Below are 24,322 nucleotides of genomic sequence, written 5' to 3' on the forward strand. Positions count from 1 at the left end.
AGGGCAGGTAAAAATGGCAAATCGCATCGTGGAATTCTTAAAGACTGATATCAAAGAACTGTGTTCCGCCGACGCAGCGGAGGCAATCGGAGAAGCTGGGAAAACAGCCGCAGAAGTGGCAAAAATGTTCAAAGAACAAGGGCTGGACAATAATAGCAACTTGCTGCTAGAGGTTTTGAACTCTCCCTTAGCTCAAGTTGTGGGAACTGGATTGCCATTGGTCGGGATTGCGGCAAAACTGCTGGCACTTTTTATAGAAAAAACTCAACAGCAGCCGACTTTAGCTGAGTGCATTTTCTTCGTCAGTCAGGAGGCTTATCTGGAAAGTTTTAAGGATTTTATTGGACAAGACGCAAGTTTGTTAAATCACATCGGGCAAACTCCGGTTTCCGATAAAGTCAAGCAGTTGCTTAAAAAATTGGCAGAATTGCAATTTAGCGATAAAGCAGCCAAAGAAACTGTTATTTGCTTCCGCGATTCGATATTAGCTAAAGAATTTAACCTAGTGCTATCAGAACGGCTGCAACAAGCGGGACTAAATGCCGATGAAGCTCAAATTTTGACAAAGAGAGTTGCTGCTAATACTCACCACTATTTGATCCAAGCTTGGGCAGTTTCCGGCGATGCAATGAAACATCTGGGACAGCCTTCTATCAGCGAATGGCGGGAAGAACAGGAGAAATATCAAAGCATTGACAAATACCTGAAAGACCAGATTCGGTCTCTACCGGAAAAACGCGTATTTGAAGAAATTTTTTTCTTCAAAGATATCTACGTGCCTCTGAAGGCAAAGCCAATTGATAAAAATGGTGAGGTTAATAAGCGTACAACAGCATTTGATTTAGAAACTTGGGCAAAGCAATTGCTTGAGGATGAAAGCAAACAAAATCGGGTGATGTTTGTCGAAGCTGGGCCTGGACGCGGTAAAAGCGTTTTTTGTCGGATGTTTACTGACTGGGTGCGGCAAAATTTGCATCCAATTTGGACACCCGTGTTAATTCGACTGCGAGAGATTCCCACATTGCAAAAGAGTTTTCGAGAAACGCTAAAAGAAGCTGTTAATACTCGTTTTGCTAGCGATGACGGCTGGTTGACGGATCGAAATACGCGATATTTGTTTTTCTTGGATGGTTTTGATGAGTTGGTGATGGAGGGGAGAAGTAGCGGCGGTTTAGAGAAATTTCTCAAGCAAGTAGGACAATTTCAGCAGGACTGCGATCAGAATTCGGAAATGGGGCACCGGGTTTTGATTACTGGGAGAACTTTAGCTTTGCAAGGAATTGAAAGGCAAATGCCAGATAACTTGGAGCGAGTCGAAATTCAGGTAATGGATGACGGACTACAGCAACAGTGGTTGAGCAAGTGGGAAGCTCTATTTGGGGCGGAAGAAACCTCAGCTTTTCAGCAGTTTTTGCAACATCAAAGCTGTCCAGAAAATGTAAAATCCGAACTGTCGCGAGAGCCGCTCTTGCTTTATCTGTTAGCGGCGATGCACCGGAACAACAGGTTGAAAGTTGAGGCTTTTCAAGGAACTAACAGCATTCAAGCAAAAATTTTGATTTACAACGAAGCTGTGAATTGGGTACTCACAGAACAGCGCTCTAAATCACTCAATCTCCATTTAACAGGATTGGACACAGAGAATTTGCGGCGCATCTTGACAGAAGCAGGGTTGTGCGTGGTGCAGTCTGGAGGGGAACGCGCTCCTGTAGCGATGATAGCGGAACGATTGAAAGAAGATGAGTCGGTTAAAGAATTTCTTGAGGAAGCACAAAAACGGATTGATGATCCTCTGACAAATGCTTTGGCTGCTTTTTATCTTCAGCAAGGCAGCAAAGAAGGTTCTGTAGAGTTTGTACACAAGAGTTTTGGTGAATTCCTCTGTGCGGAACGATTGAAAGAAAGTTTGCAAGAGTGGACGGAACCGGGAAACAAACGTATAAAATTTAATACTCAAGACCCTCAGATGGACTGGGAGATTTATGATTTGTTGGGTTATGGGCCGCTGACGGAAGAAATTGTGGAATATCTAATGGGGTTGTTAACAACTCGGGCTGTTGCAGGGGAGGAAAATCAATTTCGCCCTGTAGAGTTATTCCAGCGTTTGGAAAATTTTTATCTGGGGTGGTGCAAGGGGGAATTTATTGATGAGCCGCCGGAAAATTTGCCTCAGAAGAAGATGCGCCTACTGCGAGATCAATTGAAACCCCAAAAATTGGGACAGCGACAAATAGATGTTTATGCTGGTTTGAATGTGATGATTTTGCTGTTGGAGTTGCACCGTTACGGTCAGGAGACACCTGAATTTAAAGACAAAATGGTGTTTTATCCTTGTGGGAAACCTAATGCTGAAGGTAAACTTGACGATGCAAGTCGGTTGTTGCGTCTCATCGGTTATAGCTGTTGTGTTGGGTATTTTGGCTTTCTCGACACTGTTGGGAGATTCCTCAGCGGCGCATACCTCAGCCGCGCAGACCTCCGCGCCGCAGACCTCAGCGACGCAGAGCTCAGCGACGCAGACCTCAGCCGCGCAAACCTCAGCCGCGCAAACCTCAGCCACGCAAACCTCAGCGGCGCAAACCTCAGCCACGCAGACCTCAGGCGCGCAAGCCTCAGCGACGCAGACCTCAGCGACGCAGACCTCAGTGGCGCAAACCTCAGCAGCGCAAGCCTCAGCGACGCAGACCTCAGCGACGCAGACCTCAGTGGCGCAAACCTCAGCAGCGCAAACCTCCGCAGCGCAAACCTCTGGGGCGCAAACCTCAGCAGCGCAAACCTCCGCAGCGCAAACCTCAGCGGCGCAGACCTCAGCGACGCAAACCTCAGCGACGCAGACCTCTGGGACGCAAACCTCAGCGGCGCAAACCTCAGCGGCGCAAACCTCAGCGGCGCAAACCTCAGCGATCGCACTATTGGAGATATCAAATGGGATGAAGACACAAACTGGGAGAATGTTCGAGGTTTGGATACAGCCGTTTTTGTTCCAGAAGCGTTAAGGCGACAGCTAGGAATGCAGTAGAAACATTTTTCCAGGCTTGGCGTATCATTTTTATGAACAGGCTTTCCGGCCTGTTCCACAAAGACAGAATTTTCTGGTGGGGTGGGCCCGAGAGTACGCGCACTTGGCTAGAGTTTGAGCATCCCACGATCGCAGATGCGGCCATCTATCCCTATATCGCTTTAGCGAGAGATGGCAAGATTGAACTCGATGCTTATCCCAATGTTTTGAATTGGATCGATCGGGTGAAGCAACTCTCTGGTTATATTCCCATGTTGGGAATCTAGGCATTTTGAACATCGCCGAGTTAAATAAGTAGACAAGGAGTTAGATTTTATGCCTCGTCAATTTGGTACGATCGCTTTTACTCCCGCAGTGAAAGCCATGCAAGAAAAAATGGGTTCCCGCGAGAACTATGAACGCTTTGTGGCTAAAGGTGCAGATAATAATTCCATCAATCCCGATCTAGAGCAATTTATTTCCAGTATGGAAGGATTTTATCTAGGCACTGTGAGTTCTAGTGGCTATCCCTACATTCAGTTTCGCGGCGGGAAAGCAGGATTTTTAAAGATTCTCGATCCGAGAACTTTGGGATTTGCGGATTTTCGTGGCAATGTGCAATATATCTCTGTGGGAAATCTTGCTGAAAATGATAAAGCATTTTTGTTCCTAATGGATTACCGTCATCGCCGGCGCCTCAAGATTCTAGGTCGCGCCCGCGTTGTGGAAGACGATCCAGTAATACTTGCCCGAGTTCGGGATACAGACTATGATGCAACTGTGGAAAGAGCGATCGTATTTGAAATTGAAGGCTGGGATTGGAACTGTCCGCAGCATATTCCGATTCGCTATTCTGAAACGGAAGTAGAAGCAATGCAGACCAGAATTAGAGAGTTGGAGAAACTTTTAGCAGCTAAAAACCCTAATAACGTAAATACTCCCGATCCACCGGCGCCCATCAATTAACAAGCAAGAACAGCATTGAATAAGTAGCCGATACTGATGCTCTCCCAAAGTACGATCGACCCTGTGGTTTACCGTGTGGTTTGTAGCGAGCACAAAGAGTCCTCATCAATAAGGAGTAAAGTCCTGACTGCCAACGATCGCCCTTAATTATCTTCAAAAGGGCGATCGACCTGGGTTCAAGCCGTCGCAGAACATTTGCGCGATCGTAACAATTCCAAAGCTTGCTGTTTCACCCGACCTTCCATCACCTCTTTTTGCAAATTAATAAAAGCCTCAAAATCTTCTAAACCGTACTTAGTCATCTGCAACTGCTGTCGCAACTGTTCTTCGGCCTCAACCGTTAAGTAACCTGTTGCCAAAGCTTTGCGGACAATTTTACTGATTAAAGTCATAGTAGCTTCACCCTGAATACACCTACGTTAAAACACTGAAGTTTTGTCAAACGACTAACTCAGCTTTTAGTTTGTTTCATAATTACCCTTCAAATAGGTTAAATCTACCTTAAGGTCTATGTAAATAAAGTTATTTTTGATACATCAATGAAACTGTAGCGATTTTAAATGTAGAGTGCGATTAAATTGGTATCTTGAGTTTATGTCAGACAACATTATCCTTCAAATACCTTACATCTATCTTAAGGCATATTTAAACATAGCGATTTGTGACATTGGCAATTGTAGAGATTTAAAATGTAGAGTGCGCTTAAATTGGTGTATTTAGTTTCTATCTAACAACAGCCGCCATTCTCTCACAGCAAAAGGAGGAACCAGCAATTCTGTTTCTTTTTGATTTTTCACGGGCAAATTCAACCGCAAAGGTCGATTACTTTCCACTTGTGTAACTATTGATTTAAAATCGTATTCTCCAATATTAATTGGCAAATCAGACTCGCTCCAAATATCATTTGCCTTGCCAATTTCCCGCTTTCCCGCCGCAACTTTCAGCGGAACCGGGTGCTGCATTTCTATTCCTGGAAATCCTACTAATCTCAGATTTAAAGACTTTACTACTCCCGACTTTACTCGCTTGTACAAAACAACTTGCCACGCTTTGTCATCAGTATCCCGCAGGCTTTGTACGGATCGGAACATTACTGTCTCGGCAGTTTCTGGATATTTGTGAATCGAAGCCAAAGCGGGCGGGTTAACCGCTAAGATTAGATACAAGCACAAGAGAATTACAGTTAAAGCCTTGAAGAGGGAAGGTTTTGTACTGAGATTGTTCATAGGATGACCAAAATATCCCTTGCTACCCAAAAGTTTAATAGATCAAAAAGTAGGGTACGTCGCACGCACCCTACTACTCATTTTAAACCTAGATCAATCCAACTGCCTGCTTAGGCGGGGGGAAGAGCATAAAAAGCAACCCCCTCATCCCGGAAATCTGACCTCGCCTGTACCGCCAGCCGATCCGCTTGGCTTGCGGTGAAAAAGTGTGTAATATTTTGCGGATTTTCCCGTTCCCTCGCCAGGTTAGTAAAACGATAGACGGGTATTGCACCCGAAACTGCCGTGTTATATGAATTGAAAACCTCCCCCTCAGCACGGAACTGGGGTAGGTTGTCGCGAATAAACTGTATGTCAGTAGGTTTATTCGTAAAGAAATAGGTTCCCGATCCCGTATTGAAGAAGCGTTGAACCTTTGCGTTACCGTTGGCTGGAGCGATAAATTCATCGCCTTCACTCTGGTAACGAGAAGGGTTGTTTAGTCGGTCATTTTTCTCTGACGGGTCTGTGGTATAAAAATGCCCTCCTGCCTGCTTGTCAAAGAAACGCCGGACGGGAAGATTCCCTGTTAGAGGGTCGCCGAAACCGCCTCCGATGATGTTGCCTTGTGTATCTAAAGGCGCACCTGTTGCGGGGTCTTTCAAGGCGACAGTGCCACTGGGAGTTGAAACCTGTAATGTGAAAGGCTCAGGAAGTGATGTTAAGGTCTGGGGGCTAGTCACGCGGACTACATAGTCCACACCAGGCTGACTTGTAAGCGGGGGAGCAGTATTACGTGGTAGGTCACCAACACCCGGCGCTATTTTTGAGTTGAGGCTGCCGCCGCTATCATCATCCTGAGCAACAAGAATACCCCTATCAGCGACATTCGCACCCCTGCTGCCTTTGAATACCTGAAAGACTTGCACGTAAGGGTCATAGCTACTGCCCACATCATTTTTAAAAAGATCGATTGATATTGGCTGATTAACTAACTCTACCTCTAAGATGTAATCTTTAGCGCGAGTTGTTGTATCAATAGAACCCAAGGGAGGTATGATAATCTTGTCAGTTGCAGTTAGCCGATTGGTCAGTTGAATTGATGCCATTTAAGGTGTCCTATTAACTTTTATGACAGCAGGTGTTATAAAATCCTGCTCTCTACATTTATAAAACACTCAATACCGATAAGTTACCTAAGAGTTGTTAGTATTTTTATTAGGTATTTTTGTGAAAACTACTCAATTTGGCATATTATACAGAAAGTTTCCGTATAACTACGAGTTATAAAGATGAGGTAGCTACTGGACAAAAATTTTATCCATAGGTATTGGAAGGACAGAAAAAGATGCTAACAGAAAGACCTTTAGCTATTGATTATTCTCAACAAGATGCAACTTCAAAGTTTGTTCCGCGCCCGCTCATTCACTCCAGTCATAACGCGGGATGGAAAAATATTCATCTAGCACACTATCAACTGCCTGCAATGGAAATTCCAGAAATATCTGGTTTGCAACATATAATTTGTCTTCCATTTTGGAAGCAGCCAACAGAAATGGAATTAGCCTTTGATGGTAAGAGTCACCTAGTGCAGCATGACCGGGATGAAACGGGTTGCATTGAAATCCTTCCTGCTTACACACCTATTAAGGCTAGGTGTAGTCAGGAATTTGATATCACTCACTGCTACCTTGAGCCTACATTTCTTAATCATGCCGCCTATGAGTCAGTAAACCCAGATCGAGTTGAAGTTAATCTGACGCTTAAAAAACCCGATCCGCTAGTTTGGCAAATTATCTTAGCACTGACAGCAGTATTGGAAAACGCTCCAAATAATAGTTGCTTTTATGCGGATTCAATGGCGACGGCTCTAGCGGCTCATTGCTTAACATATTACTCAACCTGTAAGCATACTCTGATGGAATATGAAGACGGCTTGTCAAAATACAAACTGAAGCAAGCTATTGAATACATCAACGATCGTTTTAGTGAAAATGTATCGTTAGCAGAAATTTCAGCCGAATTAGTTATGAGTCAATACTATTTCTGTCGATTGTTTAAGCAATCTACTGGAATGACTCCTCATGCCTACTTAATTCAGCAACGAGTAGAGCGAGCGAAGCAACTACTGAAGCAGAAAGAACGGACAATAAACAATATTGCGATCGAGTGTGGCTTTGCCAATCCCAGTCATTTTGCAAAGTGCTTTCGCCGATACACAGGCATTTCACCTAAACAGTTTCGCATGATTTAGCAAGAATATGTTCAAATCGCAAAGAAGTGTTCGACTTGGACTGGCAAAACAGATTAAAGTCGCTTACATAGAAACTCGGATGCAGATCGTTTGCTTAATCATTTGCCTGGGATAATCATTTAGATTCTACTTGCCTGCTCAGCAGTTAGACACTTAGGTAATTTGTTTAGGAACAAATGGGATAGGACTTACGCATTCCAACAGTGTAGCAAAGCTAAGGGATGGCTTCGCTTCACTCGCAATGACAGAATTACGTTGTCTATGCGTAAGTCCTGTGGGAGTATAATGCTAAGGTGCGATCGCTAAGTAATACCATTTCTCCAAAATCATACAATAATCGAGTTGACGGGGTGTTTACTTATTATGAATATACATGACACAGCGAAATAAACCTTTACAAATACCAGCACAGAAGTTTATAGAAGCTGAGGCTTGCTGGAATCTCCAACAGTTATATGCAGACTTGACAGCGGCCAAGCAAGAATATGCTACCAGTAGAAAGCAGCAACTCACCCCTTTAGAAAAAACGTACCTGCGAGGATTGCTTTGCAATTATAGTCCGTCGGAAATTGCCGTCGCACTCCATCGTAAATGCACGGGTATTAGAGTAGATTTATCAAGAGGGCTGTATCGCTACATAGAAGTTTTGACGCTGCAACAACCCAAAGACTGGAAAGAAATCCCAAGTATGCTAGAAATATATGGTTATAAACAAAATAGTAGCGGAGAAACATTGCATTCTACATTGATAAATTCTGCCCAAACTCCCCAATTTTCCATCGAAAATCGAACTGAATGGGGGCTGGGGGTAGATACGTCTATTTTCTACGGACGTACAACAGAACTTGCTAACTTAAGGCAATGGATTTTACAGGAAAACTCTCGCTTAGTTGCTATATTGGGTATGAGTGGCATTGGCAAAACTGCTTTAGCATCTAAGCTAATAAATATGATTAAAGACCAGTTTGAGTGCTTGATTTGGCTCAACCTCAGTCATGCACCTCTATTGGCATATACTCTGGGAAATTTAATCGAATGTTTATCCGATCGACCGCTAAGCGATTTAGAGAAATTGCGGTTAGTTAGTAACTATAAAAAAAACTTTTTTCAAGCGCCGCTTGAATTTTCCCTGGACAGTCTAATTGCTTCCACAAATGCAATAGAAACGACAATCATCGCTGAGGCTATCCAGCGCCTGATTCACTGTTTACAAAAGCATCGATGCTTGATAATTTTAGATGGGTGGGAAGCTGTTTTCTGCACTGGGCAGTTAACAGGAAACTATCGAAAAGGGTATGAAGTATATGGGGAACTTCTGAAACAAGTAGGAGAATTGCAGCATCAAAGTTGCTTAATGTTGACTAGCTGTGAAAAACCTAAAGAAATTGCAGCGTTAGAAGGTCAAAATCAATCTGTACGGTCATTTAAATTGGGTAGTTTGGGACAAGCGGCAGTGGAAATCTTTAAAAATAAGGGTTTGTCTGAAGAAGGTCAATACTCAGAATTGATAGAGGCTTACAGCGGCAATCCTTTAGCGTTAAAAATAGTAACAACAACTATTAATGATATGTTTGGCGGAAGCATTGCTAATTTTTTAAGAAATGGGCCGTTGCTGGGAGATTATAGCGATACGTTATCTCGGCAGTTTCATCGCTTATCAGGATTAGAAATTAAGCTATTACACAGCATAGCGAAAGAAGTCAAGCCTGTTGGGTGTGAAAATTTGTACTCAAATATTCAGCAAGATCGGGATTCAGAATTGCTGAAGGCGCTGGAATCGCTTTTAAGGCGATCGCTAATTGAAACAGTCCAAGCCGAAAGTGAAACTCTGTTCGCGCTTCAACCTGCGATCAAGAAATATCTGATGTCTGTGGCAAGATTGCCTAAGCTGTAAATAATCTACCGAGGTTCTATTTCCAATCGGTTTCGGCTTGGGATAGCACGTAAGCTGAAACATCGATAATTTGTTGTTCCGACAAACGATCTTTGTAAGCGGGCATAATACCTTTACCGTTGGTTACTAAGTTGGAAATATTGGCGATGGAATCCATGCCGTATTTTTTTAATGCTTTTTGTTTCAAGTTTTTGCCGCGCCTGATAATATTGCTGCCGTTGATGTGACAACCTGCACAGTTGGCGCTGAAGACTTCGGCTGCGGTTGCGGGATTTGTAGCTGTATCTGCGAGGGCAATTTGGGAATTAGTGGCGATTTCCACAAAAGCCAGTATCAGTATCAATACAAAAGCGCTGAGAAATTTTTTAAATTTATTTAGCGAAATCATCTATTTGCAATCTAAAAAATAGTGCTGGATTTAATGATATCACTAAATACGCATTTTGGGTTAATTCAGCGATTCATTCTTCCCAATCGAATGTGCGGGAAACTGCTTTTTTCCAAAAGCGATATTTTTGCTCGCGAAGTGCGATCGGCATTTTCGGCTCCCAAGTACAATCCACCGCCCAATTGTCCCGCAATTCGGCTAGCTGACTCCAAAAACCCACCGCCAAACCTGCCGCATAAGCCGCGCCGAGTGCAGTAGTTTCTGCTACCACAGGCCGCACCACAGGCACTCCCAAAACATCGCTTTGAAACTGCATCAGCGTGTGATTTCCCACCATTCCTCCGTCTACTTTTAAAGACAAAAGCTGCACTGCTGAATCCTGATTCATAGCGTCCAATATTTCTCGCGTTTGCCACGCTGTAGCTTCCAATACTGCGCGGGCAATGTGTGCCTTAGTAGCGTAGCGAGTTAAACCTGCAATTACTCCCCGGGCGCTGTCTTTCCAATAGGGCGCGTAGAGTCCAGAAAATGCCGGGACAACGTAAACTCCGCCGCTATCTTCGACTGTATTTGCTAATGTTTCTACTTCCGCAGATGTGTTGATGATGCCCAAATTGTCCCGCAGCCACTGCACTAAAGCTCCGGCGATCGCAATACTGCCTTCCAAAGCATACACAGCGGGCGCTTCCCCCATCTTGTAGGCGACTGTTGTCAGTAATCCTTGCTTTGAAGGGACGATCGCCTCACCGGTATTCAGCAGCATAAAACAGCCCGTACCGTAAGTATTTTTCGCCTCCCCGGGACTGAAACAAGTCTGCCCGACGAGGGCGGCTTGCTGATCGCCCAAAGCAGCAGCAATCGGAACACCTGCAAGCAATCCTTTGGCAGTTCCAAAAACTTGACTCGAAGGGCGAATTTCTGGCAGCATCTGGCGGGGAATTGCCATTATTTCCAAAGTTTCGGCATCCCAATCGAGGGTTTGCAAATCCATCAGCATCGTGCGGCTGGCGTTGGTAACATCGGTAATGTGCGCACCGCCAGTCAGGTGCCAAATCAGAAAAGTATCGACATTGCCAAAAATCGCATCCCCTCGATCTGCAGCTTCCCGCAATGCTGGAATATTGTCCAGCATCCACTTAATTTTTGGCCCGCTGAAATAAGTAGCCAGCGGCAAACCGCATCGTTTTTGAAATCGATCTTTGCCTTCAACTTCAGCTAATTTTTCGCAAATTTTGTGAGTGCGGGTATCTTGCCAAACAATCGCATTGCCGTAAGGTTTGCCAGTGTTTTTGTTCCAAACAATTGCAGTTTCTCGTTGGTTGGCTATACCGAGTGCAGCAATATCTTTCGGGTCGATATTGCCGATTTCGAGAGCATTTTTAATCACGCTTTGGGTGCGCTGCCAAATTTCCTCGGGATTATGTTCAACCCATCCTGGTTGCGGATAGATTTGCTGGTGTTCTTGTTGGTTGCTGCAAATTATCTGTCCCCGGCGATCGAATATGATAAACCGGGTGCTGGTAGTTCCTTGGTCGATCGCTGCTACGTATTTTTTTGCCACTTGTCTAAAATATGTTTAGTAATGAAGTCTTTAACGTATATGATACTATATCGAGAAGTCAAATTAATGTCAAAAACTTTAGCTTAGGGAACTCCACAAGTTGAAACTGGCAGATTTGCTGAGGCTCGATCGCACAATTAAGGTTATTGGCTTTGACGACGCTCCGTTTTCTCGGACAAGCGGCAGTTTGGTGTCGATCGCGGGCGTAGTCTGCGGGGGAACTCGATTTGAAGGAATGGTGTGGGGACAAGTCCTCCCAGACGGATTAGATGCCACAGATGCTATTTCTGGGCTACTCCTCGGAGGCAAATTTATACCGCAATTGCATCTGGTTTTGCTAGACGGAATTGCTTTCGGCGGCTTCAATATTATTGACCTTCCAGAGTTAGCATCGCGGCTGGAAATTCCGTGCGTTGCTGTCATGCGCCGCCAACCAGATTTAGCTGCTGTTGAAAAAGCCCTCGGTCATTTACCCGACTCGGAATACCGTTTAGAATTGTTGCGCCGCGCTGGTAAAATCCACGCTTTTGAACCTTTCTTTTTTCAAGTTTGCGGCGAAAAACCCGAAGTAATTGCGCTGGTACTCCAGCGTTTGACAGACACTGGTAAAGTTCCTGAAGCTTTGCGTTTGGCTCATTTGATTGGTGCGGCGGTCATTACTGGAGTTAGCGGCAGTTCTGCTTGAATCATTGTTAAGAACGGGCAAGATGCCCGTTCCACAAAGACTGAATTTTCTTGTGGGGTGGGCATCCTGCCCGCCCATGAAAGGCTGATTGACAATGATGCAATATCTCAGTTTCTATTCGCTTACTTACACAATTTCGCCGTCTAATTCACCGAATTCGATTTGAGTTCCCAACGCCAAAGTTAAGGTACTTTCAGGTTCTACCATTTTTAGATCGCCTTGAATGTCTGTAGCCCACCAAGCGCGATCGCACAAATTTGTCAATCCTAACGAAAGCTCGTTTCTCGATCGAGAAGTGACTATAGCTACAAGACCGTTAGATGCTGCGGCTGTTAAACTCGGTATGTCAGAGGTCAATAGTTGAGTTCCCGCACTTAGAGGAATCACTCGACTGCCTAATTTCAGGGAAAATTGGCTGCTGGTAAAAGAATTTACTGCGGGCTGAGCTGATATAAAGGTAGGCGGAATATTTGTTGGTGTTGGGGCTGGCAAGTCAGAGTTTCCTACTGTAATTGTACAGTTGCCGATTTTCTTTTGGTCGCCCGATCGCAAATAACTCACCTCCCCGCTATCAATATTCTCGCAAACAATTTGACCTGCTTCCAATTGAAACCGCATGGCCAAGGGCGAAACATTAGGAATGCAGATAATAGACAAATTTTCATCGCTGCCAAAAGTGATAGGTTCCGAACCCAGAGTGAGAGTGCGATTTGCTCCGGTATCGTAACTAATTACCAGCCAAGCTTTGTTGAACAAAGTTTCGGCTACAACCAACATAATGCCAATCCAAAAACCGATTGCAGCACAGCCAGCTAAACGGCCCGCAGTACCGGATAAATTGTAAGCAAACAGAATAAACAAACAGCCGCCCAAAACTCCTCCAACACCGCCGCCTCCCGTGCCGCGAAGCGCTCCCAAATTAGGAATCCGCTGTGCAAGTCCAAGTCCTAACAAACTGCCAGCTATTCCCCAGCAAATTACTCGCAATAATTCGTTGTTGCCATCGCCAATCCCGCTGTAAATACCTTCGGCGATCGCCCCAGAAATGGCTCCTGCTATTAAACCAAACAATCCGCCATTTTTTAAAGCCTGTTTAATTTGAGGCTTGCCTTTGATATAGTAATAATAGCCGAACATGATAGCAGCAGCAATGCCACCCCCTACCAGCCCAAACCATCGAGCTGTGGACAATACACTGTCAAAAACAGATTCCGAACCAGTGAGCCCCTGCATGAAAGGTTCGGTGATTAGATTGCCGGCGAAACCGCCGACAGCACCGCTAATGCCAAACTGTAAAGCTTTTTTAAGGGCTGATAGATTTCTTTTCACGGCGCACCAGATTTAAAGTGAGAGTCAAATCTAGCTACAAGCTCGAAAGTCACGATTTCCGATGATCTGATATCTTGCACCACGATCGAGAACAGGCTTTCGGGCCTGTGAAGCGAAGAGTGAGTTTTCTTGTGGGCCGTTGCTCTTCTAGCCCGCCCGTCCAAGACTCATTGAGAATTCTGCAAGATGTGAGACGAGCGCACCTCTCTCCCCTGTCTTGGGCCTGTCTCCCTTCCCTCTCAGGGAAAAGTCTTTGAGCGTTGCGCCGTCGCCCGCCACAAATCCCCCTTAATAATCTATCGCCTGTAACCCTTGCTGCGAGAAAATTATAGCGATTTTTTAATCTGTGAAATTTTAACGCGGAACACCCTAGTGAGGGCCCAAATATGAAAAGGAATGTTACAAACTATTACAGTAACACTCAGAATGTGAACATAATGCCTCAAAATACTTGCGAGAGGTAGTTGTGTCAGAGAAGCAATATCCTTACTAACTGCCCGACAGTCACTCGATCGCCACTTAGTGGTCTGCTGCAATCTCGATCAAAAATTAAAGATCGCATCAGTCATTTGTGGTATTCTAAGCGACAGGCTTAGTGCGGGCACTCACAAGCGCACCGGCGTGAAGAACCAGCGCCGTCAAACATCGAAGGTCGCCTCCCGCCCACAACTTTAACAGTTGCTGGCTGTGGAAAGTCCGAGCTTCCCTGTCAAAGCTCTTGCCTGAGCATGAAAGGTACGGGATGCAAGCGCCCGCCGTCGCTCGCTCAGCGCGGAGCAGTTCGTATAGCAAAATATCCAGCGGGTACACACAAGATGAGTATCGTCACCAAATCAATCGTCAACGCAGACGCCGAAGCTCGCTACTTGAGCCCAGGTGAATTAGATCGGATCAAGAGCTTCGTCACCTCTGGTGAACGCCGCGTCCGCATCGCCCAAATTTTGAGCGAATCCCGCGAACGCATCGTCAAGCAAGCAGGCGACCAACTTTTCCAAAAGCGCCCTGATGTTGTTTCTCCCGGCGGCAACGCTTACGGCGAAGAAATGACCGCAACTTGCTTGCGCGACTTGGATTACTACCTGCGTTTGATCACCTACGGAATCGTAGCTGGCGACATTACTCCGATCGAAGAAATCGGTATTGTCGGCGTCCGCGAAATGTACAAATCTCTCGGCACCCCGATTGAAGGCGTCGCCGAAGGCGTTCGCGCTATGAAAAATGCAGCGAGTTCGCTGCTGTCTGGAGAAGATGCTTCCGAAGCTTCCTCTTATTTCGACTACGTTATCGGTGCGATGCAGTAAGGAATTTCGATTTTAGATTGTCGATTTTAGATTGAAGAATTGGGCGTTACTGGTAACAAGCTAAAAGCTTTTGCAAATAACCAGCCTCTTAAAAATCTCAAATCCCAAATCCCAAATCCCAAATTCTAGCTCCAAAATTGGACTGACTCAGCCACTTTCAAGGAAACAAGACAACCATGCAAGACGCAATTACCGCCGTTATCAATTCCTCTGACGTTCAAGGTAAGTACCTCGACATCAGCGCTCTAGACAAGCTCAAGAACTACTTTGCTTCTGGTGAACTGCGCGTCCGCGCCGCTACCGCCATCAGCGCCAATGCAGCTACAATCGTCAAAGAAGCAGTTGCTAAGTCTCTGTTGTACTCTGACGTAACTCGTCCCGGTGGCAATATGTACACCACTCGTCGCTATGCAGCTTGCATCCGCGACTTGGACTACTACCTCCGCTACGCCACCTACGCCATGCTAGCTGGCGACCCTTCCATCCTCGACGAGCGCGTGCTCAACGGTTTGAAAGAAACCTACAACTCCTTGGGCGTGCCCATCGGTTCTACCGTACAAGCAATCCAAGCAATGAAAGAAGTCACCGCTGGTTTGGTCGGTTCTGACGCTGGTAAAGAAATGGGCGTCTATTTCGACTACATCTGCTCTGGCTTGAGCTAAGACTCAGGAAGAAGTAAGAAGGAAGAAGGAAGAAGGAAGAAGAAATAACATTTATTTCTTGCCTCTTTTAACTTTAGACTTGTTACCTTTGGCTTTGAAAAGAGGTCAGGGAAGTTGAGAGTGATTGCTAGACCGTCAAAGGCTTGTCGAGAAAGCCCGACGAGTTTTAACGAGCTAGTTTTGACTCGTAACTCCCTGCCTTCAATCTTTAAAAAATCCATCTAATAATCTGTAAACCTACTCAGGAGTTCGTTTCCCATGAGAATGTTTAAGGTGACTGCTTGCGTCCCAAGTCAAACCCGCATCCGCACTCAGCGCGAATTGCAAAATACCTATTTTACTAAGCTGGTTCCCTACGATAACTGGTTCCGGGAACAGCAAAGAATTATGAAAATGGGCGGCAGAATTATTAAAGTGCAACTGGCTACCGGTAAGCCCGGAGCTAATACAGGTCTACTTTAAGATCCGAAGCTGGATTAGTAGAGGGGTAAGAGGTCGATGGCGACCTCTTTTTTTGTAACTGCTCACCGGAACAGAGTTGCGGTATTGCAAATGATGGCGTTTGGCAAGTATTCACGCTCAATATGATGGCTCTCTTTCAGATGAGTCAACTTACTCTCCTAGCAATAAATTAAAGAACACATTTCGGTTAGTTGCCCAGGATAAATATCAACAGCATCCTTGGCGGGAGCATTCTCAGAATTGGAAAACTACGCTCAATAGCTTAAGGTTGATAATAGGGCGCTATATTTTTTATTGTTTAATCAAACCTTGGCTAGAGGTGTTTGAGATTCCTGGATTGTGACGAGGATTGTGCAAATTAATCTACGATCTGAATGATTTTCGTACTCTTTTTCGTGATGGATTAGTTACGGATTTGGTTGTTGCTTAACTTTATACTACCCCCTAAGTGACAAAAGAGGGATTAGACATCTCCAACCATTCTTGTGGGGAGTAGGGGTTAGGCATCCTGCCGACCCAAGACGAACTGTTCTGGAAATGTCGAATAACTAATAATTCACCAAAAAACTAAAGCCCTTTTCCGTTGTTGCGGGAAAAGAGCTTTAGTTTATTATTAACCTGGCACTGAGCTATTTTACCGGGCAGTGACCCGCCGAGTATCTTCGCCATAGCAACGTTTAACAACCGAGTTCGGGATGGATCGGAGTGGTTCCATTACATCATAAGCACCAGGAAAGCTTTGAAAACTTTTAATCCTGTGTCTGCGTTCTGCTTAATTTTAAGCTTGATGCACTGCATCTCTTTCGCTCGACTTAATTACCTTATCAAGTTTTCCCCACTCTGTCAACCCCTTTGCCAAAAGTTTTTTAAAGGTAGCCCGAAACCGCTGGAATTATCGGGGTTTTAGGCCGGGTTTGCGAGTGTGGCCGATCGACCTTTAACTTACAAGTCCAAAAAAGCCGCCTCGGTTCCCTGTTCTCTGCGAATCTTCCCGTCCTTCACAAACCACGCCACGACCTGCTTAACTGTTAATTGTTCGATCGGGCTCTGGGCTTCTGTCGCAATTTGCCTCAAAGGCCGCAAAGACGCAATTACCAAATTCGTAAAAAAGTTTTCAAAACTAGCATCAAGTTCGATCGACCCTTTAATACTCTCATCATTTTTAATCCAATCCATCACCTGCCCATTTGTCACCTCAGCCACCGGCAAACCAGTCTCCCCAGAAATTTGCTTCAGCACCCTCAAAGCATAAATTGCCACCCGCGCCGAAAACTTTTCCTTCGACGACAGCAGCGCCATATCAACTTCCGCACACTCTTCCGGCTTTAAAAAATCTGCTAGCGGTTCCATAGTTATTAGTTACTTGTTATTTGTTATTTGTTATTGGTAATCGGTAAAAACATCTATCCGTGTATCCGTGTCAAAAGCCGTATCGTGCTGTTGGTAATCGGTAAAAGCAAAAAACACCCATCCATGTATCCGTGTCAAAATCCGTGTAGTGCTGTCGGTAATTGGTAATTAGTAAAAACACCCATCCGTGTATCCGTGTCAAAATCCGTGTAGTGCCTTCCCTCATCCTTCTTCCTTCTTCCTTCTTCCTTCTTCCTTCTTCCTTCTTCCTTCTTCCTTCCTTCTTGCAATCAAATAACCGCAGCGGTGTTCCCCATTAATAATCCAGTGAGTCCGCTCCACTATACAATCCGGCAAAACCGCTGCAAACATTTCCAACTCATTGCCACACACACTCGGAAAAGTTTCAGCAACATTAGAAATCGCGCAGTTGTGTTCCATCAACACAAATCGATCGCCCAAACCAGCGCGATCGCACATCCCCACCTCTACAGATTCTACAGGATAACACTCAGCCATATAACCTTCAGCCCTGCGGAGTTCCACCAACTTAGTCACCCGTTCTTGCAGCGAACCCGTACCCACTAAACGCCGGTAGTCCGTAGCCTTGCGCTGCCACTGTTTTCGCAGGATAGTAATTACTTGCTCGCGGCCGACGGTTTCCGCCAAAGTATCCAAGAAAGAGACTGCAAAATCACCGTAACGATTGGGGAATCGATCGCGCCCCAGACTGGTAAGCTCATAAATGTGCTGCGGCCGCCCCATCCCAGCCTGAACCGACTGATACTGAATCAGCCCCTCAGCTTCCAAATCCTTCAAGTGACGGCGAATTGCCTGCGGGCTGATATCCAAAGACTCCGCCAACTCAAGAGCCGTCCCCTGCCCCCCCTTGAGCAAATATTCCAGGATGTCTTGTTTCGTGGAAGTCTGCTGAGTAGTCTCCATCATCTTCACAAAAAATTATTAATTTGACTTTGACAATATCACTATTGTTAATGTAGCTTAAAATATAGTAAAGCAACAAAAGTGTTGTTTAACTTCCCAGAGCAGTCCAGCAGAACTCGCTCAAGCCCAGACAGGCATTGCCCCGTCTGCCATCCAGAGAGCATTATCTAGAACACTGAACACGCAAAATAATGAGTTCTACCACAGTCAAAACCTTAGTCAACCAGCCCTACAAATACGGTTTCGTCACCGACATCGAGTCAGACACCATCCCCCGCGGCTTGAGCGAAGATGTAGTCCGCCTGATTTCCGCCAAGAAAAACGAACCGGAATTCATGCTGCAATTCCGCCTCAAAGCATATCGGCAGTGGTTGAAAATGACCGAGCCCACTTGGCCCCACGTCAACTATCCCGCGATCGACTACCAACAAATTATCTACTATTCCGCGCCCAAACAAAAGCCCAAAAAGCTCAACAGTTTGGACGAAGTTGATCCGACACTGCTAGAAACCTTCGAGAAACTCGGTATTCCCCTATCCGAACAAAGGCGGCTCGGAAATGTTGCCGTCGATGCCGTTTTCGACAGCGTTTCAATTGCCACAACATTTAGAGAAAAGTTAGCCAAAGATGGTGTTATTTTCTGTTCCATCTCAGAAGCCGTCAAAGATTATCCCGAACTAATAGAAAAATATCTTGGCAGCGTCGTACCAGTCGGCGATAACTTTTTCGCAGCCCTCAACTCCGCCGTATTCAGCGACGGTTCCTTTGTTTACATTCCCAAAGGCGTCAAATGCCCAATGGAATTGTCAACATATTTCCGCATCAACAACGGAGATTCCGGCCAGTTCGAGCGCACCCTAATTGTTGCAGAAGAAAACAGCTCAGTTTCTTACCTGGAAGGCTGCACCGCCCCCATGTTTGACACCAACCAACTGCACGCCGCCGTAGTGGAATTGGTAACAATGGACAATGCCGATATCAAATACTCCACAGTACAAAACTGGTACGCCGGCGACGCCAACGGCAAAGGGGGCATTTACAACTTCGTGACGAAACGGGGTTTGTGTCAGGGAGTTAATTCTAAAATTTCTTGGACACAAGTAGAAACCGGTTCCGCGATTACTTGGAAATATCCCAGTTGCGTGTTAGTCGGCGACAACTCAGTGGGCGAATTCTACTCGGTAGCGCTGACAAATAACCAACAGCAAGCTGACACCGGAACCAAAATGATCCACGTTGGAAAAAATACTCGCAGCACGATTATTTCTAAGGGAATTTCGGCGGGAAATTCATCCAACAGCTATCGCGGTTTGGTGAAAATGGGGCCTAATGCTAAAGGCTCTCGCAATTACTCTCAGTGCGATTCCATGCTGATTGGCGACAACGCTCAAGCGAATACTTTCCCTTATATTCAAGTGCAGAACCACACTGCTAAAGTCGAACACGAAGCTTCTACTTCTAAAATTGGAGAAGAGCAATTGTTTTTCTTCGCACAGCGGGGAATTTCCGCAGAAAATGCTATTTCCATGATGATTAGCGGTTTCTGTAAAGATGTTTTCAATCAGTTACCGATGGAATTTGCGGCGGAAGCTGATAAGCTGTTGAGTCTGAAGCTGGAAGGAAGTGTCGGATAATTTTCGCCGGCAAGAAACCCTTCCAGGCTGAGTCCATTGGTGACAACTTAAGCCCACCGTCCGCCAGGGAATGAATTCCACGGGGCTTATAGCTAAAGTTCTCTAAACAGGACTAATGAGTTTAAAAATTTTCTTCTCAGTCCTCCTAGCGAGGACTTTAGCTTTGAGACAGGGAATTCATTCCCTGGCGGACTATCGGTTTAACGTTAAATTGTCACCAATGCGTACAGCCTAGGAACGAGAAGAAAAAACAGTAAAGTGCATTGAGGAAAAGGAAAAAAATAGATGATTGTTGAAAATAGTCAAGTGGTGCTATCGGTCCGCGATTTAACTGCGAATGTGGAAGATACCCAAATCCTTAAGGGTTTGAATCTGGAAATTAAATCGGGTGAAATTCACGCGATTATGGGTCCGAACGGTTCTGGTAAAAGCACTTTATCCAAGATATTAGCCGGCCATCCTGCTTATACGGTAACGGGCGGAGAAGTTACTTTTTTGGGTCAAAATTTGCTGGAATTACCGCCAGAAGAACGTTCTTTGGCTGGCGTGTTCCTAGCGTTCCAATATCCGTTAGAAATTCCCGGCGTTAGCAATCTGGATTTCTTGCGCGTGGCTTACAATTCTCACCGCAAACATCGCGGCTTGGAAGAATTGGATGCTTTTGATTTCCAAGATTTAATCGAGGACAAGCTGGATATTGTCAAGATGAATGATTCTTTTTTAGGCCGCAGCGTAAATGAGGGTTTTTCGGGTGGCGAGAAAAAGCGAAATGAAATTTTGCAAATGGCGTTGTTGGAACCGAAGTTAGCTATTTTGGACGAGACTGATTCGGGTTTGGATATCGATGCTCTCAAGATTGTCGCCGGCGGTGTGAATCAGTTGTCAACGGCTGAAAATTCGATGTTGGTGATTACTCACTATCAGCGGTTGCTGAATTACATTATTCCTGATTTTATTCACGTCATGGAAGCCGGTAGAATTATCTTGACTGGCCCGAAAGAGTTGGCGCTGGAATTGGAAGAGCGCGGTTATGACTGGGTTGTGGAAGAGGAAGCAGCAGGAGTAGGCGCGCGATGATGAATACGCAAGTTGCTAGTAGGGAAATGTTTTTGGCTGATGTGGTGAATCAGTGCAGCAAGTTGGAGGCTGTTAATAGCAAAAGTGCGGCTTATGGGTTGCAGGATTTGCGGGCGGCGGCGACTGAATACGTGCTTTCTTCGAGTTTTCCGACGGTGAGGGATGAAGAATGGCGCTTTACTGATTTGTCGCCGATGTTGCAAATTCCTTTTCATATACCCCAGAGCAATCAGTCAAAAGTTAAGTTGGCTGATATCATTATGCCAGTCAAAAATCGGGATGATTTACCATTAAGATTGGTATTTGTCAACGGTTTTTATGCACCGGATTTGTCAACGGTAGAGTCGTCGGTTTTTCCGAATTTGCCGTTAGCGGAGCCCTCGAAGAGGATCGACTTTTACGCAGGTAATCTATCTAATGTGCCCGAAAAATATCAAGGGCGCATCACCGATGTTTTGAGCAAGCACAGACAGCAAACAGAGGTGTTTACGGCGCTGAATACTGCGGGTTTGGCGGATTCTGCGGTGGTGTTCGTGCCGGCCAATATGTCGATCGACCTTCCGATTCACTTGCTGTTCCTGACAGCACCAGGTGCATCTCCCACGATGTCCCAGCCGCACTGCTTGGTCATAGCTGAGCCTGGAAGCAATGTCACGCTGGTTGAGGATTACGCAACTATCGGTAATGTCGCTGCATTTACGAATGCTGTAACGGATGTTATTGTCGGCGAAAACGCCACTGTGAATCACGTTCGGCTGCAGCGGGAAGGTGGGGAAGTTGTTCATATCGGCAAAAGTGCGATCGAGCAATCTCGTAATAGCCGTTACACTTGCCATGCTATCAGCTTGGGAGGCAAAATATCGCGGCACAATTTAGAAGTATTTCAGCGCGGCGAAGCCACTGAAACAACTTTAAACGGCTTAAGCGTAGCCTTTGGGGAACAGTTGGCGGACACTCACAGTTTAATCGATTTTAATCACCCTCACGGTACAAGTCGCCAATTGCACAAGTGCATTGTCGGCAACAAAGCTCGCGCTGTATTTAACGGCAAAGTTTTCGTTCGCAAAGCCGCACAATTGACAGATGCCGGACAGTTGAGCCGGAATTTGTTGCTGTCGCCGAGGGCCCGTGTAGATACCAAACCGCAGTTAGAAATTGTCGCCGACAACGTTAAATGTTCCCACGGTGCAACTGTCAGCCAGTTAGAAGATGATGAGCTTTTCTACTTGCAAAGTCGCGGTTTGGATTTAGAAAGAAGTCGCTATTTACTAATCGATGCTTTTGCAGCAGAAATTCTCAATCAGTTGCCAATTATTGGCGTGGCGAAAATGCTTTCTACCTGTGTGGCTATCCAAGGATAACTCATAAAGATGAGGACACAGAGGACACAGCAGTGCTGTGTCCCTACAACATCTTGCACCATTTTTAACAGCCTGTAGGGGCGGGTTTCACGAATAATAATTGCTTAAAACCAACAATCTCGTAAACCCGCCCCCACCCAACGACAAATCATTAACTTCAAAAATTATGACACTTATTCAAGAAAAAACACTTGCATCAAAAGTTCGCGGCGACTTCCCTATTTTGAATGAAAAAGTAAATGGCAAACCGCTAGTTTATTTAGACAATGCAGCTACTTCTCAAAAACCCCTAGCTGTGCTCAACGCTTGGCGTGATTACTACGGACAATACAATGCAAACGTCCACCGCGGCGCTCACACTCTCAGCGCCAAAGCGACAGATGCTTACGAAGGTGCTAGAGACAAAGTTGCTGCGTTTGTAAATGCGGCGTCGCGACAAGAAATTGTTTACACTCGCAACGCCACCGAAGCGATTAATTTGGTTGCTTATTCTTGGGGTTTGAGCAATCTGCAAGCCGGAGATGAAATTATCCTGTCGGTAATGGAACACCACAGCAATCTCGTTCCCTGGCAAATGATTGCTCAAAGAACCGGTGCGGTGCTGAAGTTTGTCGAGTTAACGGAAACTAACGAGTTTGATTTGGAACAGTTTAAAACGCTGATTTCCCATAAAACTAAATTGGTGTCAACCGTTCACGTTTCTAATACTTTGGGCTGCATCAGTCCCGTCAAAGAAATCTGCAAAATTGCCCACAGTTTCGGCGCAAGAGTTTTAATTGATGCTTGCCAAAGCGTGCCTCACATGATAGTAGACGTGCAAGCAATAGATTGCGATTGGCTGGTTGCTTCCGGTCACAAAATGTGCGCTCCGACTGGCATCGGTTTTCTATACGGTAAACTGGACTTGCTGAGAGAAATGCCTCCGTTTTTCGGCGGCGGCGAGATGATTGCTGACGTGTTTCTCGATTATTCCACCTATGCCGATTTGCCGCACAAATTTGAGGCGGGGACGCCTGCAATCGGAGAGGCGATCGCCCTTGGTGCAGCAATCGATTATCTTAGTAACATTGGCATGGATAAGATTCACGCTTGCGAAGCAGAATTGACTGCTTATATGTTCCAACAATTGCGGCAAATTCCCGAAATCAAAATTTACGGGCCACAGCCAGACAGCAACGGCGAAGGTAGGGCTGCATTAGCAGCATTTACTGCGGGAGAAATTCACCCTCAAGACTTGTCTACGTTGTTAGATCAGGAGGGAGTAGCGATTCGTTCCGGGCATCACTGCACGCAAGCTTTGCACCGCTATTTGAACGTTTCATCTACGGCGCGGGCGAGTTTGTATTTTTACAATACTCGCGAGGAGATTGATGTGTTTGTCAAAGCGTTGAAAGAGACGATCGACTTTTTTGGTGGGATTATGGGGTAAGTTTGTGGGGTGGGTATTTGCCCACCTTGTTAGAACATTGTTGGCTTTTGCCGAGCGCAATATTTCGTGAAAATAGTTGAGTATTATAGTTTAATAATACCACCACTAAAAAACATGAATCAATATCCTATTATCCTCATGCCGGACCCTGTTATTCAAGCTATGGATGCAGTTCCATTCACATGGAAATTTAGTGAACCAAAACCTTTACCTCCTAGTTATAAGCCTCAACCAATTGATGTACTTTTGTTTTTTTATAAATCTCTTCCATTAATTATTCCTTTTGCAACTATCGGTCTGATTGCCAGTAGAAATATTATCATTAGTTTCTATATTTCTGTAGGTGGAATTTTGGTTACTGCCTTGAACTTCTGGCAACAACAAATGTATTACTTACGAACACTTAATCAATACAAGCAACAAATGCGCGATTATAAAGATTTGTTAGCAGAATGGCAAAAGTGTGAGATTCAGCATAAACGGCAGATAGCAGAATCCCAAAAACCTGAAAAAATAAAACAGTATCGCTATCAGATAATTAAAGACATTATCATAAAAACCGTCCCTCCTGATGGTAGAATTGTCAGTACAAAGTCTCAGTGGCTTGAAAGTAAGTTTTATAAGAACTTACAGCAATTATTTCAAGAGAAAATTTATAACAATTTAATTATCCAAAAATCCCAGTCCTATCAACCTTACTGTATAGAAATTTCTTATTTTGATAAGTTAACAAATTTACGTATTGATCTGGGGGGGTGACAAAGAGGTCTACGAGATAGACTGTATAAGAGTTGCTGCCCGCATACCTTGTTGATAAAAGC

Annotated in this window: 22 protein-coding genes, 1 rRNA gene and 3 pseudogenes; 15 read left to right on the forward strand and 11 right to left on the reverse strand. The window is 45.2% G+C overall.

Annotated elements, in window-relative coordinates; genetic code table 11:
- Positions 1–124 precede the first annotated feature (124 nt).
- Positions 125–2,533 (forward strand): annotated as a pseudogene (locus QUA54_RS21920) (NACHT domain-containing protein); the annotation flags it as partial.
- Here QUA54_RS21920 and QUA54_RS34520 read toward each other — a convergent pair.
- A pseudogene (locus QUA54_RS34520) lies at positions 2,527–2,586 on the reverse strand (hypothetical protein); the annotation flags it as partial. The pseudogenes QUA54_RS21920 and QUA54_RS34520 sit on opposite strands and share 7 nt — an antisense overlap.
- Here QUA54_RS34520 and QUA54_RS34525 point away from each other — a divergent pair.
- From QUA54_RS34525 to QUA54_RS21930, 3 genes and pseudogenes are all read left to right on the forward strand, one after another.
- Positions 2,558–3,019 (forward strand): annotated as a pseudogene (locus QUA54_RS34525) (pentapeptide repeat-containing protein); the annotation flags it as partial. The pseudogenes QUA54_RS34520 and QUA54_RS34525 sit on opposite strands and share 29 nt — an antisense overlap.
- A 32-nt stretch (positions 3,020–3,051) precedes the next feature.
- The gene (locus QUA54_RS21925) at positions 3,052–3,285 is read left to right on the forward strand and encodes a glutathione S-transferase C-terminal domain-containing protein (RefSeq protein ID WP_333416279.1); all 234 of its coding nucleotides are present in this window, start codon (positions 3,052–3,054) and stop codon (positions 3,283–3,285) included.
- Positions 3,286–3,334: 49 nt separating this feature from the next.
- Positions 3,335–3,964: a pyridoxamine 5'-phosphate oxidase family protein gene (locus tag QUA54_RS21930; protein ID WP_333371601.1), complete on the forward strand. Its 630-nt coding sequence runs from the start codon at positions 3,335–3,337 to the stop codon at positions 3,962–3,964.
- Positions 3,965–4,140: 176 nt separating this feature from the next.
- On the opposite strand, the gene QUA54_RS21935 is transcribed toward QUA54_RS21930, so the two are convergent.
- The 3 genes from QUA54_RS21935 to QUA54_RS21945 all read right to left on the reverse strand — a co-directional run bounded on the left by QUA54_RS21935 (position 4,141) and on the right by QUA54_RS21945 (position 6,278).
- Positions 4,141–4,356, reverse strand: a complete 216-nt coding sequence (locus QUA54_RS21935; RefSeq protein WP_015176895.1) for a hypothetical protein — start codon at positions 4,354–4,356, stop codon at positions 4,141–4,143.
- 324 nt (positions 4,357–4,680) lie between these two features.
- Positions 4,681–5,190, reverse strand: coding sequence for a DUF3122 domain-containing protein (locus QUA54_RS21940; RefSeq protein ID WP_333416280.1), 510 nt, complete (start codon positions 5,188–5,190; stop codon positions 4,681–4,683).
- A 110-nt stretch (positions 5,191–5,300) separates the two neighbouring features.
- Complete coding sequence (locus QUA54_RS21945; RefSeq protein WP_333416281.1) at positions 5,301–6,278, reverse strand: hypothetical protein; 978 nt, start codon at positions 6,276–6,278, stop codon at positions 5,301–5,303.
- Between the two features lie 239 nt (positions 6,279–6,517).
- Between QUA54_RS21945 and QUA54_RS21950 the strand changes: the two genes are divergently transcribed.
- Together QUA54_RS21950 and QUA54_RS21955 are read left to right on the forward strand one after the other, a co-directional pair.
- A complete protein-coding gene (locus QUA54_RS21950; protein WP_333416282.1) occupies positions 6,518–7,423 on the forward strand; it encodes an AraC family transcriptional regulator in 906 nt (301 codons plus the stop codon).
- 373 nt (positions 7,424–7,796) lie between these two features.
- The gene (locus QUA54_RS21955; protein ID WP_333416283.1) at positions 7,797–9,317 is read left to right on the forward strand and encodes an NB-ARC domain-containing protein; all 1,521 of its coding nucleotides are present in this window, start codon (positions 7,797–7,799) and stop codon (positions 9,315–9,317) included.
- Positions 9,318–9,333: 16 nt separating this feature from the next.
- Here QUA54_RS21955 and QUA54_RS21960 read toward each other — a convergent pair whose 3' ends face one another.
- Together QUA54_RS21960 and glpK are read right to left on the reverse strand one after the other, a co-directional pair.
- The gene (locus QUA54_RS21960) at positions 9,334–9,705 is read right to left on the reverse strand and encodes a c-type cytochrome (RefSeq protein WP_333198259.1); all 372 of its coding nucleotides are present in this window, start codon (positions 9,703–9,705) and stop codon (positions 9,334–9,336) included.
- Positions 9,706–9,778: 73 nt separating this feature from the next.
- Positions 9,779–11,266, reverse strand: a complete 1,488-nt coding sequence (gene glpK, locus QUA54_RS21965; RefSeq protein ID WP_333416284.1) for a glycerol kinase GlpK — start codon at positions 11,264–11,266, stop codon at positions 9,779–9,781.
- Between the two features lie 100 nt (positions 11,267–11,366).
- Between glpK and QUA54_RS21970 the strand changes: the two genes are divergently transcribed.
- On the forward strand, positions 11,367–11,951 hold the full coding sequence (locus QUA54_RS21970; protein ID WP_333416285.1) for an endonuclease dU: 585 nt from the start codon (positions 11,367–11,369) through the stop codon (positions 11,949–11,951).
- A gap of 126 nt (positions 11,952–12,077) precedes the next feature.
- Here QUA54_RS21970 and QUA54_RS21975 read toward each other — a convergent pair whose 3' ends face one another.
- Positions 12,078–13,280, reverse strand: a complete 1,203-nt coding sequence (locus QUA54_RS21975) for a hypothetical protein (protein ID WP_333416286.1) — start codon at positions 13,278–13,280, stop codon at positions 12,078–12,080.
- 815 nt (positions 13,281–14,095) lie between these two features.
- Between QUA54_RS21975 and apcA the strand changes: the two genes are divergently transcribed.
- The 3 genes from apcA (at position 14,096) to QUA54_RS21990 (ending at position 15,705) form a co-directional block, all read left to right on the forward strand.
- Entirely contained in the window at positions 14,096–14,581 is a 486-nt protein-coding gene (apcA, locus tag QUA54_RS21980) for an allophycocyanin subunit alpha (protein WP_172190156.1), read from the forward strand.
- A gap of 176 nt (positions 14,582–14,757) precedes the next feature.
- On the forward strand, positions 14,758–15,243 hold the full coding sequence (gene apcB / locus QUA54_RS21985) for an allophycocyanin subunit beta (protein WP_006634930.1): 486 nt from the start codon (positions 14,758–14,760) through the stop codon (positions 15,241–15,243).
- 258 nt (positions 15,244–15,501) lie between these two features.
- The gene (locus tag QUA54_RS21990) at positions 15,502–15,705 is read left to right on the forward strand and encodes a phycobilisome linker polypeptide (RefSeq protein WP_006634929.1); all 204 of its coding nucleotides are present in this window, start codon (positions 15,502–15,504) and stop codon (positions 15,703–15,705) included.
- Positions 15,706–16,321: 616 nt separating this feature from the next.
- On the opposite strand, the gene rrf is transcribed toward QUA54_RS21990, so the two are convergent.
- From rrf to sufR, 4 genes are all read right to left on the reverse strand, one after another.
- Positions 16,322–16,438 (reverse strand): 5S ribosomal RNA (gene rrf / locus QUA54_RS21995).
- A 209-nt stretch (positions 16,439–16,647) separates the two neighbouring features.
- On the reverse strand, positions 16,648–17,055 hold the full coding sequence (locus QUA54_RS22000) for a hypothetical protein (protein WP_333416287.1): 408 nt from the start codon (positions 17,053–17,055) through the stop codon (positions 16,648–16,650).
- Positions 17,056–17,189: 134 nt separating this feature from the next.
- On the reverse strand, positions 17,190–17,345 hold the full coding sequence (locus QUA54_RS22005; RefSeq protein WP_333184574.1) for a hypothetical protein: 156 nt from the start codon (positions 17,343–17,345) through the stop codon (positions 17,190–17,192).
- Positions 17,278–18,003 (reverse strand): iron-sulfur cluster biosynthesis transcriptional regulator SufR, encoded by a 726-nt coding sequence (sufR, locus tag QUA54_RS22010; RefSeq protein ID WP_333198264.1) that lies wholly within the window; start codon positions 18,001–18,003, stop codon positions 17,278–17,280. Before sufR ends, QUA54_RS22005 begins: the two co-directional genes overlap by 68 nt.
- 188 nt (positions 18,004–18,191) lie before the next feature.
- Between sufR and sufB the strand changes: the two genes are divergently transcribed.
- The 5 genes from sufB (at position 18,192) to QUA54_RS22035 (ending at position 24,260) form a co-directional block, all read left to right on the forward strand.
- Positions 18,192–19,634, forward strand: a complete 1,443-nt coding sequence (gene sufB / locus QUA54_RS22015; RefSeq protein WP_172190154.1) for a Fe-S cluster assembly protein SufB — start codon at positions 18,192–18,194, stop codon at positions 19,632–19,634.
- A gap of 285 nt (positions 19,635–19,919) precedes the next feature.
- The gene (gene sufC, locus QUA54_RS22020; RefSeq protein WP_333044221.1) at positions 19,920–20,711 is read left to right on the forward strand and encodes a Fe-S cluster assembly ATPase SufC; all 792 of its coding nucleotides are present in this window, start codon (positions 19,920–19,922) and stop codon (positions 20,709–20,711) included.
- Positions 20,708–22,072 carry a Fe-S cluster assembly protein SufD gene (gene sufD / locus QUA54_RS22025; RefSeq protein ID WP_333416288.1) on the forward strand — a complete coding sequence of 455 codons (1,365 nt, stop codon included), beginning with the start codon at positions 20,708–20,710 and terminating at the stop codon, positions 22,070–22,072. The genes sufC and sufD overlap by 4 nt, the downstream gene beginning before the upstream one ends.
- Before the next feature lie 166 nt (positions 22,073–22,238).
- On the forward strand, positions 22,239–23,501 hold the full coding sequence (locus tag QUA54_RS22030; protein WP_333416289.1) for a SufS family cysteine desulfurase: 1,263 nt from the start codon (positions 22,239–22,241) through the stop codon (positions 23,499–23,501).
- 114 nt (positions 23,502–23,615) lie between these two features.
- Positions 23,616–24,260 carry a hypothetical protein gene (locus QUA54_RS22035; protein WP_333416290.1) on the forward strand — a complete coding sequence of 215 codons (645 nt, stop codon included), beginning with the start codon at positions 23,616–23,618 and terminating at the stop codon, positions 24,258–24,260.
- Positions 24,261–24,322: the final 62 nt, after the last annotated feature.

Origin of the sequence: Microcoleus sp. MOSTC5, from assembly GCF_036701825.1 — a bacterium.
GTDB lineage: Bacteria > Cyanobacteriota > Cyanobacteriia > Cyanobacteriales > Microcoleaceae > Microcoleus > Microcoleus asticus.

Coding starts and splice junctions, on each gene's coding strand:
- QUA54_RS21925 (WP_333416279.1), top strand. CDS start 3,052: ATGAACAGGCTTTCCGGCCTGTTCCACAAAGACAGAATTTTCTGGTGG.
- QUA54_RS21930 (WP_333371601.1), top strand. CDS start 3,335: ATGCCTCGTCAATTTGGTACGATCGCTTTTACTCCCGCAGTGAAAGCC.
- QUA54_RS21935 (WP_015176895.1), bottom strand. CDS start 4,356: ATGACTTTAATCAGTAAAATTGTCCGCAAAGCTTTGGCAACAGGTTAC.
- QUA54_RS21940 (WP_333416280.1), bottom strand. CDS start 5,190: ATGAACAATCTCAGTACAAAACCTTCCCTCTTCAAGGCTTTAACTGTA.
- QUA54_RS21945 (WP_333416281.1), bottom strand. CDS start 6,278: ATGGCATCAATTCAACTGACCAATCGGCTAACTGCAACTGACAAGATT.
- QUA54_RS21950 (WP_333416282.1), top strand. CDS start 6,518: ATGCTAACAGAAAGACCTTTAGCTATTGATTATTCTCAACAAGATGCA.
- QUA54_RS21955 (WP_333416283.1), top strand. CDS start 7,797: ATGACACAGCGAAATAAACCTTTACAAATACCAGCACAGAAGTTTATA.
- QUA54_RS21960 (WP_333198259.1), bottom strand. CDS start 9,705: ATGATTTCGCTAAATAAATTTAAAAAATTTCTCAGCGCTTTTGTATTG.
- apcA (WP_172190156.1), top strand. CDS start 14,096: ATGAGTATCGTCACCAAATCAATCGTCAACGCAGACGCCGAAGCTCGC.
- apcB (WP_006634930.1), top strand. CDS start 14,758: ATGCAAGACGCAATTACCGCCGTTATCAATTCCTCTGACGTTCAAGGT.
- QUA54_RS21990 (WP_006634929.1), top strand. CDS start 15,502: ATGAGAATGTTTAAGGTGACTGCTTGCGTCCCAAGTCAAACCCGCATC.
- QUA54_RS22000 (WP_333416287.1), bottom strand. CDS start 17,055: ATGGAACCGCTAGCAGATTTTTTAAAGCCGGAAGAGTGTGCGGAAGTT.
- sufR (WP_333198264.1), bottom strand. CDS start 18,003: ATGATGGAGACTACTCAGCAGACTTCCACGAAACAAGACATCCTGGAA.
- sufB (WP_172190154.1), top strand. CDS start 18,192: ATGAGTTCTACCACAGTCAAAACCTTAGTCAACCAGCCCTACAAATAC.
- sufC (WP_333044221.1), top strand. CDS start 19,920: ATGATTGTTGAAAATAGTCAAGTGGTGCTATCGGTCCGCGATTTAACT.
- sufD (WP_333416288.1), top strand. CDS start 20,708: ATGATGAATACGCAAGTTGCTAGTAGGGAAATGTTTTTGGCTGATGTG.
- QUA54_RS22030 (WP_333416289.1), top strand. CDS start 22,239: ATGACACTTATTCAAGAAAAAACACTTGCATCAAAAGTTCGCGGCGAC.
- QUA54_RS22035 (WP_333416290.1), top strand. CDS start 23,616: ATGAATCAATATCCTATTATCCTCATGCCGGACCCTGTTATTCAAGCT.